The organism is Deltaproteobacteria bacterium, assembly GCA_016874775.1.
Lineage (GTDB): Bacteria > Desulfobacterota > Binatia > Bin18 > Bin18 > VGTJ01.
The window spans coordinates 50,155-69,483 of sequence record VGTJ01000005.1 but is presented as its reverse complement, the minus strand read 5'-3'; the positions used below and the strand labels follow the sequence as shown (position 1 = coordinate 69,483).

Below are 19,329 nucleotides of genomic sequence, written 5' to 3'. Positions count from 1 at the left end.
CGGCGAGAGGCCGGGGGAAAGAAGCTCTTCAATTGTGTCCATTCGGTCATGGTCAGGTCCGTTGGATAAACTCGCGGCAGTGTATTCATCCCTCAAGCTTACCAATCCCTTTTTCAAAACACTCTCTCAGGGATCTGTCAGAGTTGTCAAAAAGTTGCGTCGAGTTGCGAAATCGTTTATCGTATTTGCATATACCTTGCGACTTGGCTACGAAAGGCATTTGCGCAAATGCTTCTACGAAGGATGAAGCGTACCGTGGAGGATCCTTCCGCTCACATGCGCCAAGGAAGAAAAGTGTGTAGGGGTGGGTCAGAAACAAAATCCGAGAAAGCGACCTCACAAAGTTAATAGGATAGTCTTCAGGTTCCTAAATGCCCAAGACTGTCATGGCCATTCTTGGGAATACGCACCCTGTGGTTTTAGCCTGGGTGGGTACGCCTGCGGACGGCGGGGGCAGCATGACGAAATCTATAGAGGTCAAGAGACAATGTCTTTATGGGGAAAAACTATGCGCGCATTAGCGCTTTTACTATTGGTCCTATGCTCCTGTCTTTTGCCTGGCTGTTTTGGCCCCTTGGCGCTTCATAAAGCGGTGTTGAGCTATGATGAAACGATCAGTCAACTGGATCGAGAGATCATCTTAACCAATATCGCTCGTGTGCATCTAAATCGACCGACGCACTTTACTGGGACGTCAAGTATCGTGGCGGCTTTTAATTATGGCGCTACGGCAAGCTTTGGAGGGAACATCTTCGAAACCACATTCAGAAAAGCCTTCCCTGCAAGTAATACTTATACTTTTGGAGTGGGAGCCACGGTCGCGGAACTCCCAACGCTCAGTATCGTGCCCATTCAGGGAGAGGAGTTTACTCGAAGAATCTTGACGCCTATGGATGTCAGCAAATTTACTTTTCTCGTGTTCCAACGCCTGCCCATGGACATGGTTCTTCATATGATGGTTGACGGAATTGAGGTTCAGGATCGTAGCACCGGAAAACCCCAAAGATTTATCTTAAACTCTCCCGCCGACCCCCAAGACTATGAGGAGTTTCGTCGCATAGCGGCGCACCTGGCCGGCTTGTATAATCCGGCGGAGCCTAATCTGTTTATCGAGACTCTTTCCTACAACGAGACATTTCAGCGACCAGCGGCTACGCCGTTCTCGGTGATGGAAATGGCAGCCGCAGCAGAAAAAGGCTATCAGCAGCGACACCTGGGTGACAAGGATGAATTTACTTTCGCGAAAACTGGTCGAGCGCTGCTCTCTAATTATCAAGCCCGGGCGCTTGCGAATGAGGAGCGTAAAACTTTAAATGCGCTTGCCGAGGCCAATGCAATCAATTATCTCCTGATTGATGTTCGCCCTAATCATCCTGGTGGAGAGCTCCCGATCTTTGGGGCGATCAAATTCCGCAGTTTTCAAGCAATCCTCCATTCTATTGCCGCTATGATGAGTCAGAATCCAGACAATCAGGTCGGAAAAGATCCGCAGACGGGCGGTGCCTTACAAAATCCCGCACGAACGCTCGCGGTTAACGTCACCAATTCTCGCCCCTCGGATGCAGCGCTCAGCATTACCTATGAAGGGAAATACTACTCTATTCCCAATAACCCCTGGGATACGCTCGCCTTCATCTTGCTCTCCGGCCTGTACCAAATGACAGTGACTGATATCTCCAATAATGACATACCCATTACGGTTCCTGCCCGGTAAGTCAAAAGGCACGACGCGTGAAGATTCAGCAAAGAGAAAACTCAACGTGAAAGACTGTGACTTGACATAAACAAATAGTGAATGGTACAATTTTCTACAATCTTATAGATGCAACTGTACTCCGGTCTTCACAGAAGGGGGCTACCTGTGGAGTTACCGTCCCGGCCAGGTATTCCTAATCCATCCAACCAGACGATCTTGCGACCTGTTCGTCGTCGTGAGCAGGAAGGGGAAATGGGTCAACTTGCTCATGAAAGTGCCCAGACTAACAAGGTTAAGGAAGGGAGACCATAACGACTATGGAAGAGAAAGAAAGTGCAGCCCGGCGCATGGTCACGAAGTATATGTGGTTGTCCATGGGAGCAGGACTGGTTCCCGTGCCGGTGTGGGATCTTGTCCTGCTCACCGGGATACAGCTGAAAATGGCCAAAGATCTCGCCGATCACTATGCTATTCCATTTGCGAAGAACCGAGTGAAATTAATTGTTAGTACATTGATAGGTTCTGTTGCGCCCGGCGCGTTCGCTTACGGGCCCATAGGATCGTTGTTGAAGGTTATCCCTGGTGTGGGACAGTTCGCTGGCATGGTAGGGCTGCCGATTTTTGCTGGCGCTTCGACCTACGCCGTAGGGAAAGTGTTTATCCAGCATTTTGAGTCAGGCGGCACGCTGCTTGATTTCGAACCTGCGAAAATGCGCGCACATTTCAAGCAAGAGTTTGAGGCGGGAAAAACGCTGGCCGCGCAGATGAAAAACAGAAGTCCCGAAAAGCCAGAGGCTGAAGCAAACGCCGCGAAAGCGTGAGTTGCTGGTATGCCCGTTCTTCCAATTGCAGTGGCAACATAGAGGGGATGTGCTATGAAATCTCTTGCCTCGTTCGATGCGTAAGTGACGGGATGTTACGACGACTGATGGAAGAGTCGAGAGGGGAAGTTCGCCGACGCTTTCCATCGGGCGTATCAACCTCTGTGGTGGAAGCTGTAGAACATGCTCTGCGCCGCCGATAAGTATCCGCTATGGTGCTGATTCGTTTTCTCTTGAAAGAATCGAACGCCTCTCTTTACAGTTTGGGAGGCATGGCGGTCCTTTCGGGAATAATGAGTGTTGTACTGCTTGCGATTATTAATGTCGCTGCTGCCAGCGTGGAGGATCAGCAAAGTACCACTCGGTTTCTGTTCCTCTTCGCTATTGCACTCGCAATGTATATATTAGCGGAGAAATCACTGTTGGTGTCCTCTACAACCTTAGTGGAAACCATTCTCAAGGATCTTCGCGAGCGGCTCACCAATAAAATTCGCTATGCTGAGCTGCTGCCATTGGAAGGTATTGGCAGAGCGCGAATCTATGCCAGCGTCAACACGGAAATTCAAGCAATCTCTCAGACAACGCAACCAATGATTCATGCGTGTCAGGCTGCGTGTCTCGTGTTGTTTAGTCTTGTGTATCTTGGCTACATATCACTGATTGCGTTGCTGTTGATGCTGGTGTTAACCGCGGTTGGTTTGTCGATTCACTTTCACAGAATGCGAGAGATGTCGGATTCCCTGAAGGAAGCGTTCGTCCGAGATAATCGTTTCTTTGAAGCGCTCACACATATCCTCGATGGGTTCAAGGAAGTGAAAATGCATGAGTCGCGCAGTCGCGACCTCGCTCTTCACGTGCAAGACGCCTCTGCCGCAGTCGCAGATCTCAAGATTTCCATAGGTACCCGCTTTGCGAATGACTTTGCTATATCGCAAACGATCTTTTACCTGGTCGTGGGAGGAATTGTGTTCCTCGTGCCACAGCTCAGTGCCACGTACTCGAGCGTGGTTATGAAAGCCACCGCCACGATACTATTTATCATTGGTCCGTTGACCAATTTGATCGGCACCCTCCCGCTGTTTGGGCAGGCGGGCGTGGCGATTGAACGCATTTACGAATTAGAGAGACAACTTGACTCGTATGTCGATGCACGAGCAGGCCAGAATGGGGAGTCTCCAGCTGTGAGTTTGGTAAAAGCGTTTGAGTGCATCGACTTCTCGGGGGTGACGTTTCAATATACGGATCGGCAGGGATTTCCATTATTTACCGTAGGTCCGTTGGATCTTCACATTCAGTCCGGTGAAACGGTTTTTATTGTTGGCGGTAACGGCAGCGGAAAGTCCACCTTCTTAAAACTTCTGACCACCCTGTACTATCCGCCTGCCGGACAGATCCAACTCGACGGGGCTCCACTGACTACGGACACCTATGCCCGGTATCGCAACCTCTTTTCGATTATCTTTTCCGATTTTCATCTTTTTGATCGACTCTATGGTTTACCGGATGTGGACCCGACGCGCGTGGAGCACCTCCTCCAGTTCCTGGAGATTCAGGACAAGACGAGCTTCGTTGATGGTCGATTCGTCAATCAGGAACTATCCAGCGGCCAGCGGAAACGACTGGCGTTGCTGGTGACGCTCCTTGAAGATCGGCCTATTCAAGTATTCGACGAATGGGCTGCCGATCAAGATCCGATCTTTCGTCGCTATTTTTATGAGCACATTTTGTTGGATATGAAGCGGCAAGGTAAAACGATTATCGTGGCCACTCATGATGATCGCTATTTTCATGTCGCGGATCGCGTTTTGAAAATGGAAAGTGGGAAATTCGTCACCATGTAGCGGTCAAACTGAGCAACGAATCAAAGGAAAAGAGATAGGTTTACATGTTCGCAAAGCTGAGACAGTGGGGGCGCAGACCGTGGATCTGGATACGTGATTGGCTGACGTATCACTCCTTTGGCCTGACGTTTGCCGTACTAATACTGGCATTTTTCCTCGTCTATTTTGCTCCTCGTATTTTTATCTCGATTCATTCAGGCCAGGCAGGTGTACGCTGGAAGCGATTTTCTGGCACCATGACTGCTGCGAGCGATGTGTATTTCGAAGGCCTTCACGTCATTCTCCCGGTCGACATCATGTATATTTATAATCTGCGGTATCAAATTCTGACCCGGCGCGTCAGCGCCCTCACCCGCGGTGGTCTAGAGATCCAGGCGGATATGGGGTTGATGTACCGCGTGCGCAAGGATCATGTTGGCGCGTTGCACCAACAAGTTGGTCCGAAATATATCGAGACACTCATTGTGCCAACGCTCGATGCTGCGGCGCGAAATATTCTCAGTGCCCTCGACGCAGAAACAATGTATGCTCAGCATTCGCTCAATGTAGGAGAGACCGATCTCTTTGAGCGCAGTTTGTTCGAGCGTGCCAAAGACGACATTGGTCGACACTATATCGAAGTCGCAGATCTGAGCATCATGCGGCTCATACTCCCCGAACGGGTGCAGCAGGTTGTCCAACAGAAGCACCAAGAGGAACAAATGGTGCTCCTCTATGACTTTCGCATCGAGCGTGAACGAAAAGAAGTGGAAAGAAAACGCATTGAAGCACAAGGCATTAAAGCGTTCCAAGACATTCTCGGAGCAAGACTTTCCGAGAACTACCTGAAGTTCAAAGGGATTGAGGCAACTCTGGAGTTGGCCAAGTCAGCAAACAGTAAAGTGGTTGTCATGGGCAATGGCTCCGGGCTGCCATTGATTCTCAGTACTCCTGCTGGGGACACTGGCAACGCTGGAGGCGTGGTCGTTCCTCCACTCGCTGAAGCGACGGTGCAGGAATTACAGAAGAGAGATCCGAGCATCCTGAAAAATTTTGAATATCAAGTGGATGAAAGTCGCGGTTTGGGGTCTGTACCACGAACGCAGTAGTTCACAACGGAGAGCCAACCAATGCTGGACATGAGCCGATTTCATGGGCGTTTGAACGATCTCGATTCTCACATCCAACCTTGTCCACGAACGTATGAGATCGCGGCTGGAGAGGTGGGTAAGCACTTTACCAACATGCTCCATCAGATGATGGAGACCATGACCGAAGCAGAAGCAAAAAAAGTCAGTGAACTCACTGCTGGAGAGTCTTCAGTCTTTACCGACGAAACGGTATGGCAGTTGAAGGGCTGCATCGCTCCAGGTGCGTTTAGTCCCGACGGCCGCTTGAAAACCCTTGACCACATGGGGGTCGAGCGTGCTTTGATCTTCGCCGACCCAGGGATTCAGGCGGCGACGTTTGCCAACGATGAGCTCGGACTCAGAACGATGCGTCACTGGAATGACTTTGTGGTCGGTTTTGGCAAACACAATCCAAAGCGCCTCCGTGCAGCCGCGTTGCTGAATACCCATGACATAGACATCGCCACAGCCGAGGCAGAGCGGGTGCTCAAAGCCGGTGGCCGTGCTTTTGTCATGGCCAGCGCAGTTCCCCCGGGCAATATGTCCCCGGCGCATAAAAAGATGGATAGGTTGTGGAGTTTGCTCCAGGAAGCGAACGCCGCTGCCCTCCTGCACGCCGGAGGAGAAAGGGGTTTCCTGGGGAGTGAGTCCTGGGCGATAGGCGTCGATCATCTCAATTTTCAACCGATGGACATGACCTCAGAAAGCGAGCAGGTCAACACGTACATCTTCTCCTCTTTTCACTATGCTCCGCAGAATTTTCTTTCCACTGTTATTCTGGGTGGAGTCTTTGAGCGTTTTCCTCGACTTCGCTTCGGGGTTATCGAGTTGGGAGCTATCTGGTTAGCTCCAATGGCCGAACGCCTCGATCAAACCGCAGCCATTTACAAGGGTCGTCTGGCTCCAGTGCTCTCCCTGAAGCCTTCTGACTATGTCCGCCGTAACGTCCGTGTCACGCCCTATCGCTTTGAACCGGTTGCCGACTACATTGATCGGTACGGATTCGAAGAATGCTACTGCTATTCCAGCGACTTTCCTCACCCCGAGGGAGGGACTAGGCCTCTCCAAGAATTTGTTGAACATATTAGTCGGCTTGGGGAAACGGCTGCAGAGAAATTTTTTGTAACCAATGCTGAGTGGTTACTGCCCGCGCAGCATTAGCTCTTGGCACTTTTTGTTTGCGAACGTCAACGCCGTCCCCCCTCCGCTCGCTCCTCTTCTTGCGTCGGCGGTTTTACAACACGTGACGAAAGTACACCTGTCTGAAGGATATGAAGATGCGTGAGTCGGTCAATACCAACAAGCCCGTCCAAGTACAGATGGAGAGAACGACAACAGTAGAGGCCCTGCCAGTCACCGGTGACGGTGTTGACCTGGAGGCCATTACCACCGCGCTGCTCAGTGACTCATCAGTCAAGGAATGCGTAGTCGTCAAGCGAGAGGTACAACCAGGCACGTGGGACCTGGTGGCCTACGTTATCGTGACTGAGCAGAACTTCGACCAGATTGAGCCTCGGCTTCGCGAGCGCGCTGGAGAACTCATCTCGGCGGTTGTGCCAGTTGCGTACCTGCCGGTGACTGAGGACGGAGCGATCGATGCAGCGGCGCTAGCGCGCGTTCCCGTTTGGTCAGCGGACCTGGCATCGGCATGGGAAGCACAGGTTGCTGCTCTCCCAGAGATCGACCGAGTAGTTAGTGTCTCAGGCTACTGGGCGGATACGCCGCGACATGTTCACATTGCCAAGCTGTTGCGTGAGTCGTCCCCTCCTGCACCAGTCCCGCAGCGCGCAGAAGCAGCGTTCGCGGTGACTCCTGTGATAACACAGAGTGCAGGCGATGTTCCTGCCGCCCTCTGCCACGGGCAATCCATACCGCAACATGCGGATGCGCCCCAGGTCCTTCCTGCCGTGCTGTGCGCAGCGCCGGAAAGCGCCTGTATCATTTACATTGACCGCGAGGGTTCCGAGCGGGTCACGAGCTACGGCGCGTTGCTCCAGGAAGCGCGGCGCGTTCTTGGCGGGCTGCGCCAGCATGGCCTCAAGCCTGGCGACAAAGTTATCTTTCAGCTCGACTGCAACGACGACATCCTGCCTGCGTTCTGGGGCTGTTTGCTTGGGGGATTCGAGCCCGTCATTGTCCCAATGCCACTCACCTACGACGGCGAGAGCCGAGCACTTGACCATCTCAATCACATTTGGACCCTGTTCGACCGCCCCCTACTCCTTACCGTTCGGGACCGAGTCGAAGATATCCGCAAGGCGCTGCCACCTCCCCTACGGGCTCACGCCCGCCTCGCTGCACTTGAGGAACTGCGCGACAACCCGCCGGATATGAACATCCACAGCGCCGTGCCCGATGATATTGCTTTTTACACCCTGTCTTCGGGCAGCACCGGGCTACCAAAGGCAGTCATGCTCACGCACCGCAGCATCCTGGCGCGCGCGCGTGGGACCAATCTGTTGTGTCAGCAGTCTGCCGAAGCGGTGATCTTCAATTGGCTGCCGTTCGACCACATTGGCAGCATCTCCGACTGGCATCTGCGCTGTATCGTACTCGGTTGCACGCTGATCTATGCGCCAAAAGAATATGTGTTGGGGAGCCCGCTGCGCTGGCTGGATCTCATCCATCGTCACCGCATCACGCATAGTTGGGCGCCGAATTTTGCCTATTCGCTGGTCAGCGCTGCCCTCAAGGGTGAGCGGCAACGCGAGTGGGATCTGTCCTGCGTCAAAATGCTCCTCACTGCTGGTGAATCAATCACGCGGACCACGACCAGCGAATTTCTCGACAGTCTCGCGCCGTATGGCCTGCAACTCTCGGTGCTGCAGACCGCTTTTGGCATGGCCGAGGTTGGCTCTGGGGTGACGTATCATCAACCGGCTGCTGGGAAGTCTTTGACCTTTCATTATATTGACCGCAACACCCTCGGTGGCGCGCTCCAACCCGCCGATCCCGAGGCAAGCACGTGCGTCGCCTTTGCCAGCTTGGGGCCGGTCATCCCAGGGGTCTCCATGCGCATTGTTGACGAGGAGCAACGCGTCGTTCCCGAGGGGACGACTGGACGCCTGCAGCTCAAAGGCGACGCCCTATCGTCCGGCTACTACAACAACCCCGAGGCGAACAAAGTGTTCCTGGCTAACGGATGGTTCGACACAGGGGACGTGGGCTTTATTTCCGGTGGCGAGTTGATGCTCACCGGACGAGCGGATGCTGGCATCATTATCAACGGCGCGAACTTCTACAATAACGAGATTGAAGCGGTGGTTGAGCAAGTCGACGGTGTCGCTGCATCGTTTACCGTGGCCTGCGCAGTACGGCCGCCAGACAGTGACGCGCAGAAGTTGGCCGTGTTCTTCCATACGCCGTATGGGGACGACGGGTTCCTGCGCAAGCTTCTACGCGCCATTCAGTTGCGATTGACAAAGCAGCTTGGCATCAAAGCGGATTTCTTGATCCCGCTTGACCGCGATGCCATCCCCAAGACGGCGATCGGCAAACTCCAGCGCAAAAAACTCGTCGAGCAGTTCTATCAGGGTGTGTTTCAGGACATTCTTGAGCGCCTCGATCTGTTCGCGGCGAATGAGCACACTCTTCCTGAGTGGTTCTACAAGCAGGTATGGCACCGCAAGGACCTGGTGGGAGCACCGCAGAAGCAGCAAGGAGCCTGTCTAGTCTTGCTTGATCGTCTTGGCCTTGGACAGCAGATGGTTGCGGAACTCACCGCCCGCGGCGTTACGTGCGTGGTCGTTGAGGCTAGCGAGACCTTTGCCCAGCGCGGCGCAACTCACTTTTCCATCCGACCCGAGGACCCACGGCACTATCACATCGTGTTAGAGACACTGAGAGACTCAGGGGTCCAGATAGGCTCCGTTGTCCACCTCTTCAGCTATGACGCCGATCTGCAAATGAGCGAAAGTCGGGAGGGAATTGAGCGCACACAGCAGCAGGGCTTCTACAGCATGCTCTTCTTGGTGCAGGCTCTCGCCGCCCTCGCGTCCCATACGCCCGTGCGATTGCTAGCGGTTTCCAGTAATGCTCAAGCCATCCTGGCTCACGAGGCGAGCGCCTACGCCAAGGCGACACTTCCGGGCCTCCTTCACACCGTGAGTGAGGAACTCTCATGGTTACGTTGCCTGCACATTGACTGTCCTGCAGAAGCGTATGACACCTACGCGCCGGCCATTACCCGGGAGGTCCTGGGAGCGCTAGCCGATCGCGAAGTTGCCTATCGAGGAAACCAACGTTGGGTGTCGGGTCTGCAACAAGTCCCCGTCGCTACGTCAACAAACCAACAGAGCCGCGATCTCCCCTTCCAACGGCATGGTGTTTATCTCGTGAACAATGGCCTAGAAGGAATCGGACCGCATGTCGCAGAGTTTCTACTCACACGGTTCAAGGCTCGCCTCGTCCTCTTAGGAAAAGAGCCGTTGCCGACGGACGAGCATGCTGACCAGGGCACAACCGACGAGCGGCAGGCGATATATCACCGCCTGCGACAACTGTCGGGCAACTGTGTCTATGCTGCGGTCGACATCCAAGATGCAGAGGCGCTACAGCGCGCGCTTGACGGCCCTCTGGCTCAGTGGGGAGCCACGCTGGACGGGGCCATTCACCTCGCGGCAAGTCCATCCCAACGGTCGCTGCTCGAGGAGAGTAAGGACACTCTCGCCACCACGTTCGTTCCAGAAGTGGCAGGTGTGTGGTCGCTTGTCGAGCTTCTGCGGAAGCAGCGGGGCAGCGTATTCATTACCGTGTCCTCAGCCGCCCACGTACTCGACGCCGGTGGACGGTGCGCGGTGGCGGCTAGCTCTGCGTTCCAAGATCGACTCATCTCACATCTTGAGAAACGCGGTAATCTACACGTCTACGGGTTGAGCGTGGCCGCGTTGGACGACCTCGTTAATGCTCCCGCACATACGCACGACTCTGCCCATGCGCAGCTTCCTGTTGCAGTACGTCGCATTGTCAATTCCATTATCGTTGGCCTGCAACTCGGTGAAGCGCGGTTGGTGGTTGGTCTCGATGGCGACAGCCCACTCCTCCGGGCTCGGATGTTCGCTGGTCCGCTGGAGCTACGGAAGACCTCGCTCTTCTTTACCGCTCATCGATCAGTCTCCCGCGAGCAGTTGGGTGCACTCCCGCTGGTCGATCGCTACGGTGCAGTTGCTCACTATGAGTACGTGCAGATGCGCGAACCTGAGAGCGCGGGCAGTGAGCAGATCGAGCTGTGGCCATCAGTAGCGGAGTACTATGTCTACGACGATCTTATCTACTATGCCTTGGCCAATGACGAACGCCGCAATCGTAAATATCGCGTCGCGCTGGAAAAAACCGTGCGGGATAAAGTCGTGCTCGACATCGGCACTGGCAAGGAGGCGATTTTAGCCAGGCTCGCTGTTGAGACCGGAGCGCGCAAGGTCTACGCCATAGAAATGGGCGACGAGGCGTTCGCCCAAGCCTCAAGCTATATTCAACAATTGGGTCTTGATGATCGCATAACCATGCTCCACGGCAACTCGGCTGCAGTCGAACTGCCCGAGTTGGTTGATGTGTGTGTCTCAGAAATCGTCGGACCGATTGGCGGTTGCGAAGGTGCCGCTGTGGTGATTAACGACGCCCAGCGCTTCCTGCGCCCCGGCGGAGTTATGATTCCGAGTCGCAGTGTCACACGCATCGCCGCGGTCAGTTTGCCCGATGCTTTGTTGTCCCACCCGGGCTTCTATCGGGTGCCGGGAACGTACACCGAAAAGATCTTTGCCCAGATCGGCTATCCCTTCGATCTCAGGGTCTGTATCAAGAAGTTCCCGCACACCCATCTGCTCTCTAACTCGGCAGTCTTCGAGGATTTGGACTTCAGTCAGACGATTCCGCTTGCGCAACAGCACGAGATTGAGTTGGTCATTGATCAGGCGTCGCGATTTGACGGGTTCCTCGTGTGGTTGAACCTGCAGACCATCGACTGCGAAGTCATCGACATCATTGAACATGAGTACAGTTGGCTGCCAGTGTATATGCCCGTGTTCTGTCCTGGCATCGACGTCACTCCGGGTGACCGCATCACGGCGAAGATTACGCGGACGGTGTGCGACAATGGGCTCAATCCCGACTTTGTCATCAACGGCACCCTCGTCCGCACCAACGGTGAGCGCCGCGACTTTACTCATGGTTCGTACCACCATCAGCAGCGTTACAAACAGCACCCCTTTTACGAGCGCCTGTTTAGCGAGGACGAGTTCGGACGTCATCCCGGCTGTCGTCCTGATAGTGCGCTACAGCATCTGCCTGAGATGCCGCTCACCGCAGCCGGCCAGATCGATGTGCATCGGTTGCAGAGACTTGCACAGGGGCAGGAGCCGGAAGCGGCAGCGCGCCAGGTGCCGGTGTCTGAGATGGAGCTGCAGATCGCTAAGGTATGGCAGGACATTCTGGAGGTGCCCGAGGTTGGGGTCCATGACAACTTTTTTGAACTCGGCGGCCATTCGCTGCTTCTGGTCCAGGCCCACACTCGGCTCACGCAGATGTTTGGCTCGCAACTCACGTTGGTCGATCTCTTCAAATGTCCGACCATCCACTCACTCGTCCAACTGCTGAGCAATGGCGGCTCTCAAGACACAGCACCACAACGCGGGATGGAACGCGCGCAAGCGCGCAACCGCTTCCGCGTCTCCGAGGACAAAGGCATGATCGCGGTGGTTGGCATGGCTTGTCGCTTTCCCGGAGCCGACACCCTGGATGACTTCTGGCGTAATCTCGCTACAGGAGTCGAGTCGATTACGTTCTTTAGCGAGGATGAACTCCTCGGCTCAGGAATTGATCCGGCCGTCGCCCGCCATCCGAACTATGTGCCGGCGAGTCCCCTCTTGTCGGATGTCGAAAGCTTTGACGCTGGTTTTTTTGGCTATACCGCCCGCGAAGCCACATTGATGGACCCACAGCACCGACTGTTACTTGAGTGCGCCTGGGAAACGCTCGAAACTGCAGGCTACAACCCGCTTACCTATCCAGGAGCAATTGGTGTGTACGCCGGGGCGAGCATGAACACCTACCTACTCAACAATGTCTACCCCAACCGCGACACCCTGGATACACACGATAGCCTGCGGGTAACGACCCTGGACTCGATGGGCGGCTTCCAACTCATGGTCGCCAATGACAAGGACTACCTGACAACGCGACTCTCCTACAAACTCAATCTGCGCGGTCCGAGCATCAATGTGCAAACTGCTTGTTCCACCGGCTTGGTCGCGATCCACCTTGCCTGCCAGTCGCTCCTCAGTGGCGAAGGCGATATGTTCCTCGCGGCTGGATCGTCTGTGCAAGTGCCGCATCGCGCAGGCCATCTGTTTCAGGACGGCATGATTGTTTCTCCCGACGGCCACTGTCGCGCCTTTGACGCACAGGCCAAAGGAACGATCTTCGGCAGTGGTGTTGGCGTGGTGTTACTCAAAAGATTAGAAGATGCGGTGCGCGACCGCGACCACATCTTTGCGGTCATCAAAGGTTCTGCCGTCAACAATGATGGTGGGATGAAGGTCGGGTATATGGCGCCCAGCGCCGAGGGGCAGGCGACTGTTGTCGCCGAGGCGATGGCAATCGCTGATGTCGCCCCCGATACCATAGGCTTTGTTGAGGCTCACGGTACTGGCACTGAGATGGGCGACCCGATCGAAGTGAATGCTCTGGCCCAGGCGTTTCGCGCGCACACCACGGAAAGCGGATTTTGCGCCCTTGGCTCAGTCAAAACCAATGTCGGCCATCTGCAGATCGCGTCAGGAATGGTCGGTTTCATTAAGACTGTCCTTGCGCTCCAACACCAGATGATCCCGCCAACCCTCCACTTTCAAAAACCCAATCCTGGCATCGACTTCGAGAACAGTCCATTTTACGTTGCCACGACGCCCACGCCATGGAAAGCGACAAGTTCCCCGCGGCGTGCTGGGGTGAACTCGTTGGGTATTGGTGGCACCAACAGCCACGTCATTCTTGAGGAAGCGCCACCCATGGCGGCGGTGGAAAATACGGTAGAACGTCCGCAGCACATCCTGGTGCTGTCCGCACGTACGGAGACGGCCTTGTCGGAGTTGGCCAGCCGCTACGTTCGGTTTCTCACGGATCACCCCGAAACCTCACTGGCGGATATCTGTTTCACCGCCAATACCGGTCGCAAGCTCTTTGAGCACCGTTTGGCAGTGGTTGCCGAGTCCGTTGCACAACTGCGCGACGACCTCAGCCGACTAGCCAGCGGCGAGAGCCGCGCGATACGAGGCCAGGCAACCACCCAAGCGCACGATCGGATCGCGTTTCTCTTTACCGGCCAGGGATCACAGTGTGTGGGAATGGGACGCCAACTCTATGAGACCCAGCCCATCTTTCGCCAACACCTCGACCACTGTGCGGAAATCTTGCGGCCCATGCTCGACGTGCAGTTACTCGACGTCTTGTATCCGGCGGACCCCAGTACCTCACCCCTCAACGAAACTGCCTACACCCAACCCGCACTCTTCGCGCTGGAATATGCGCTGGCCCAACTATGGAAGTCGTGGGGCATTACCCCCTCCATCGTTATGGGACACAGTCTCGGTGAATATGTTGCCGCCTGTATTGCTGGAGTATTCAGCCTGGAGAACGGACTCACGTTGGTGACGCACCGAGCTCGCCTGATGCAGGCATTGCCGCACGACGGCGAGATGCTCGTTGTGTTTGCAAGTAAAGCCCAGGTTCAGCCATGTCTCGCTCCTTTTAGCAGTCAGGTTGCCATTGCCGCCGAGAACGGTCCTGACCATACTGTGATTTCCGGTCGCACCGAGGCAGTGGCAAGCATTCGCAGTCGATTGCATGAGGCCGGGGTTACAACACAGAAAGTGAATACTTCGCATGCCTTCCACTCGCCGCTAATGGCGCCCATGCTCAATGACTTCGCTCGCGTTGCTGCACAGATCGCATATGCGGCGCCACAGATCGAGATCGTGTCCAACCTCACTGGTGAGGTCATAGCCGACGAGATTGCCTCCCCTGAGTACTGGTGTCGCCATATCCGGCAGCCTGTCCAATTCCGGTCTGGTATGGAGACTCTTGCTCAACGGGGATACCAAACGTTTATCGAGATTGGACCAAAGCCCACGTTACTCGGCATGGGGGCGCGCTGTGTAGAGTCGGATACGGCTGTCTGGCTTCCGAGTCTGCGTCAGGGACAGTCGGATTGGCAGCAACTTTTGTTTAGCTTGGGCCGCTTGGCCGTGTGCGCCCCGGTAGACTGGACAGGTTTCGACAGTGATTATCAGCGCCGTCGGGTCCCACTACCGACCTATCCATTCGAGCGCCAGCGCTACTGGCTTGATCGACCGGCCAGCGCAGACCGTGAAGTACATATCTCTTCCCAGAGCCACATCAGCACAAACTCACTCCTGGGTACGAAGCTGCATCTGCCAACACTGAAGATCACGATTTACGAAAATCACTTCAGTACACAGGCTTTACCTTTCTTGCAAGATCACCGTGTGTTCGGTAAAACGCTCGTGTCTGGCACCAGCTATATTGCAATGCTCCTGGCGGCCATCTCACAAACCCGCGGTCACGGCGCGTATGCGGTGAAAGATATCTACTTCCTGCAACCGCTCATTATTCCTGAAGGGCAGTCACGGACTGTGCAAGTGATACTCACGCCAGCAGGAGAAACCACGACCTTGCAACTCGTGAGCTTTGCCGAGGCAACATATGAAGCCGAGCCCAGCGTGTCCACCCACGTCGAAGCTGTCGTCCATTGGGGACATCAAGTCACTCGCGCCAATGTCGAGGCGCAGCAGGTCGTCTGGCAACGCTGTCAGCAAGATGTCTCGGTTGACACGTTCTTCGCTACCCAGGCCGCTCGTCATATCGACCTAGGCCCGAGTTATCGCTGGTTCGAGGGCCTGCGACGGGGAGAGCGAGAGGCGGTCTGCAGGCTCCGCGTTCCCGAATCATTGGGAGGGCTCGATGCGAAGCTGCTCCATCCAGGTTTTCTCGATGCTTGCTTGAGCTTAGCACTGGTCACTGCGGATCTGGCAGAGGGTGAGACCTGGCTCCCCTTCCGCATTGAGGAAGTGCGCGTGCACCAAGAGCCGGATCCTACGCAATCGTGGGCGCACGTCACTTTGCGTGATGCCGGAGAAACACGCCGTCTCGTTGCCGATGTGCGGATATACGATCAGCATGGGCAGGCGACGCTGGAGTTCGTTGGCTTGGAAGCACGGCCTGCCAAGCATGACGCCGTCCTGCGACATCTGCCTGTCACGGCCGATGACCGCTTGTACCAGAGATCCTGGCTGCCGATAGCCGTTGACCATCCACGCCGACTTACTGATAAGCCAGGGCAGTGGTTGATTTTCGCGGACCAGCAGGGAACCGCTTATCAGCTGGCGCAACAGTTGCGAGCGCAAGGCGCACGTTGCGTGCTTGTGGCTCCAGGCCAGATCTATTCCGTGAATGCGCTCGATGACTATTGTATTAACCCAACGCAGCCGCAGGATTTTACGCGATTACTCGTAGAGAGTGTTGGCAAGGCGAGGGCGTATGACGGCGTGGTGCATTTGTGGAGCGTAGACGAATCGAGCCTCGAGTGTGAGGATTGGCGCTTCCAAGGCCAAACTCTCACGTGTGCAAGCACCTTGTATCTGGTCCAAGCTCTAGTCAAGGCGAACTGGGCTCACCAACCACGGCTGTGGTTGATCTCCCGTGGTGGACAGTCGGTGGGCACTGAACCTGCCCTCCCCCACCTGCAGCAGGCACCGTTATGGGGACTCGGTCAAGTTGTGAGGCTTGAACACCCTGAACTACAGTGCACCTGTGTCGACCTCGACCCGACAGCGAGTGCACCTGATGCTACTGACCTGTTGGCAACCCTCAACGCTGCTGATGAAGGGGCGCAGATAGCGTGGCGCCAGGGCGTTCGCTATGTCACCCGCTTGCTCCAGCAGCCTGAACTCGCGAGCGGCAATCAGACAGTTGTCCGCGCGGATGCCAGTTACCTCATCACCGGTGGTACGGGTGGCTTAGGACTCCGCACAGCGGGATGGCTGGTAACACAGGGGGCGCGAAACCTGATCCTCGTGGCTCGTCGCCAGATTTCACAAATAGCGAGAGAAGCCATCAAGGATATGGAACAGACGGGGGTTAAGGTCCATGTCGTTCAGGCTGACGTCTCCGATCGCGATGCCATGACCGAGGTCTTCGGCAAGATCCATAAGAGCCTGCCAAGTTTACGTGGAGTCATTCACTGTGCCGGAGGCATTGAAGACGGTATGCTCATCGAACAAAGCTGGCAACGCTTCCAGCGCGTCCTGCCGGCGAAAGTCGATGGGGCCTGGTTGCTCCACGAGCATACTCAGAACCTTGACTTAGATTTTTTTGTCTTGTTTTCATCGGCTGCTTCCGTGCTGGGCAATCAGGGCCAGGGAAACTATGCCGCTGCCAACGCGTTTCTCGATGAGCTAGCCCACTATCGGAGATCAAAAGGATTGGTCGCCACCAGTATCAACTGGGGACCGTGGGCTCAGATCGGCATAGCGATGTCTGACCCCGCTATTCAGCAGCGCATGAGCCGCCAGGGCTTTGTTGGTATCAAACCTGGTGATGGGCTTGCGCTGTTGGGGAAGATTGTAACCGGTGACGTGACGCAGGTCATCGCCATGAATTGGAATTGGCAAACCTATCTCAGTCAACTCACTGAGCCACACAGCCTGTTTGCAGAGCTGATGCGCACGTCTCGATTAGTCGTGAGCGAAACCAACGGAAACGGCTCACCGGAGATACTCGGCCAGCTCAAGCACCCCCTGCCAGAAAATCGCCATCATAGCTTGAGTACCGTCGTATCAGCGACGGTTACGACCAATGGCACCGGCTCACCAGACATACTGGGCCCTCTCAGGTTCGCCCTGCCAGAAAACCGCAAACATATTCTGAGCACTTTCGTGCACAATACCGTACGGCGGGTTCTGGGTGTCTCTGACTCCCAGCCGTTGGATCTCACTAAACCGCTGATCGATCAAGGCTTGGACTCCTTGATGGCAGTACAAATGCGCAATGCCATTGCCAGCGACCTGCAACGGCCTTTGCCGGTGAGTCTGGTGTTTAACTATCCAACTGTGAATGACATCGTCAATTACGTCGAGACACAATTGGGTGAATTCTTCGCCGACATTGAGCCAGCGACCTCACCGCCGCGCAATCCCGTGCAACCCGAACCCAGTAACAACTCTCCGCTCGCTACTGCGCAAGCGCTGTTGGCGGAGCTCAACGAACTTCTCAGTGACGAGGCCTGAACCGATGGGAGAGCACACACGAAATCCGCGCTTGTTACCCGATTCCTCTTTTGGTCGTACTATAGGGACCTCTTCACCACCGGGACAGACGAAATTCAACGCTTGGATTACCTGTCCATTCCCCAAGCCAACGGCTCAAGTGCGGCTGTTTTGTCTCCCCTTTGCTGGGGGCGCTGCGTCGATCTATCGCACCTGGGGACCAGCACTTCCCCAGATGGTCGAAGTATGCCCAATACAACTTCCCGGACGGGAGAATCGCCTGAGCGAACCGCTCTACACCAATGTCGGAGTGTTAGCCGAGCGCCTTGCTCACGAGATCCTCGCCTACGCTGAGAAACCATTCGCCCTGTTCGGCCACAGCATGGGTGCGCTATTGGCGTTCGAACTGACCAGGGCTTTGCGGCGACACGACGGTCCCTTGCCGCGCGCTCTCTTCCTCTCAGCTCACCGGGCCGCGCATTTACCGTTACGTCGACAACCCCTCTCTGGTCTGCCTGATGGAGAATTCATCCGAGCAGTGCGTCGTCTTGGCGGCACTCCCGACGGGGTATTTGAACATCCAGAACTGCGCAAGCTCGCATTGCCGGTGTTGCGTGCGGATTTTACCATGTGCGACCGTTACAGCTTTGTTCCTGAATCACCACTCAATTGCCCCCTCATATTGTACGCCGGTCGCCAAGATATCGAGGTGTTGCCACAAGAAGTTGAGGTCTGGAGAGAACATACGACGGGAGTCGCGAGACTGCATCTGTTTCCCGGAGATCATTTCTTCCTACGTTCAGACCGCGACGTGCTGCTACGATCGATTGCGAGCGTATTGGCGTAGAATGAGATGTATCAGCCGGACTGAAAATATGACATAGCGCAACTCGTCACACTCAGAGAACTCATAAACAGTTAGTGATTGCCATCCACATCATCCTTGATCAAGCAAGTAGGAGGAGCACATGCCAAGAGAAGAACAAGAAGATACCACCATCTACAAGGTCGTAGTGAATCACGAAGAGCAATACTCCATCCTTCCCGCCGATCGTGAGAACCCGCTAGGTTGGAAAGACGCCGGGAAAAGCGGGCTTAAAGCCGAATGTTTGGCTCACATCGAAACTGTATGGACCGACATGCGACCACTGAGTCTGCGCAAACAAATGGCAGAGGCCGCGCGCGCCCCCCGCCCCGAGCCCCATGCTGGTGGGAAGGCGACCGAAGAAAGTACCAAGGATGACCTGGTGCAACGCTTAGCTGCAGGAAGCCACCCAGTCGAAGTGAGTCTTCGTCCGCAGAAAACAGCCAAGATCCTGCAACAATGTATCGACAGAGGATATGTACAAATAAAGTTTCCCGCAACCAAAGGGGGAACAGAGTTCGGAGTGAGACTTGATCCCCAGGCGAGTGATCTGAGTCGCGCTGACTTTGACAAGCAAACTGGCATAGCTCGCCTCGTCGGCGGGGTCACCCTCAATTTCGTGAAAGTGCGCTGCATCGCCGACATCGATCTGACCACGCTGACTGGACAGGGGCACCTTGAGGTAGTTGAGGAAGAGCGATTACCATTGCAGTAACTCTATG

Annotated in this window: 8 protein-coding genes; all 8 read left to right on the top strand. The window is 55.2% G+C overall.

Annotated elements, in window-relative coordinates; genetic code table 11:
- Nucleotides 1-508: 508 nt before the first annotated feature.
- The 8 genes from FJ147_01495 (at nt 509) to FJ147_01460 (ending at nt 19,322) form a co-directional block, all read left to right on the top strand.
- Nucleotides 509-1,714: a hypothetical protein gene (locus FJ147_01495; GenBank protein MBM4254552.1), complete on the top strand. Its 1,206-nt coding sequence runs from the start codon at nt 509-511 to the stop codon at nt 1,712-1,714.
- A 290-nt stretch (nt 1,715-2,004) separates the two neighbouring features.
- Nucleotides 2,005-2,517, top strand: a complete 513-nt coding sequence (locus FJ147_01490) for a DUF697 domain-containing protein (GenBank protein ID MBM4254551.1) — start codon at nt 2,005-2,007, stop codon at nt 2,515-2,517.
- A gap of 212 nt (nt 2,518-2,729) precedes the next feature.
- Nucleotides 2,730-4,358 carry a cyclic peptide export ABC transporter gene (locus FJ147_01485; GenBank protein ID MBM4254550.1) on the top strand — a complete coding sequence of 543 codons (1,629 nt, stop codon included), beginning with the start codon at nt 2,730-2,732 and terminating at the stop codon, nt 4,356-4,358.
- Nucleotides 4,359-4,402: 44 nt separating this feature from the next.
- Nucleotides 4,403-5,446, top strand: coding sequence for a prohibitin family protein (locus tag FJ147_01480; GenBank protein MBM4254549.1), 1,044 nt, complete (start codon nt 4,403-4,405; stop codon nt 5,444-5,446).
- Nucleotides 5,447-5,467: 21 nt separating this feature from the next.
- A complete protein-coding gene (locus tag FJ147_01475; GenBank protein ID MBM4254548.1) occupies nt 5,468-6,628 on the top strand; it encodes a hypothetical protein in 1,161 nt (386 codons plus the stop codon).
- A gap of 110 nt (nt 6,629-6,738) precedes the next feature.
- Entirely contained in the window at nt 6,739-17,763 is an 11,025-nt protein-coding gene (locus FJ147_01470; GenBank protein MBM4254547.1) for an SDR family NAD(P)-dependent oxidoreductase, read from the top strand.
- Between the two features lie 4 nt (nt 17,764-17,767).
- Complete coding sequence (locus FJ147_01465) at nt 17,768-18,589, top strand: thioesterase (GenBank protein MBM4254546.1); 822 nt, start codon at nt 17,768-17,770, stop codon at nt 18,587-18,589.
- 121 nt (nt 18,590-18,710) lie between these two features.
- A complete protein-coding gene (locus FJ147_01460) occupies nt 18,711-19,322 on the top strand; it encodes an MbtH family NRPS accessory protein (protein ID MBM4254545.1) in 612 nt (203 codons plus the stop codon).
- Nucleotides 19,323-19,329: the final 7 nt, after the last annotated feature.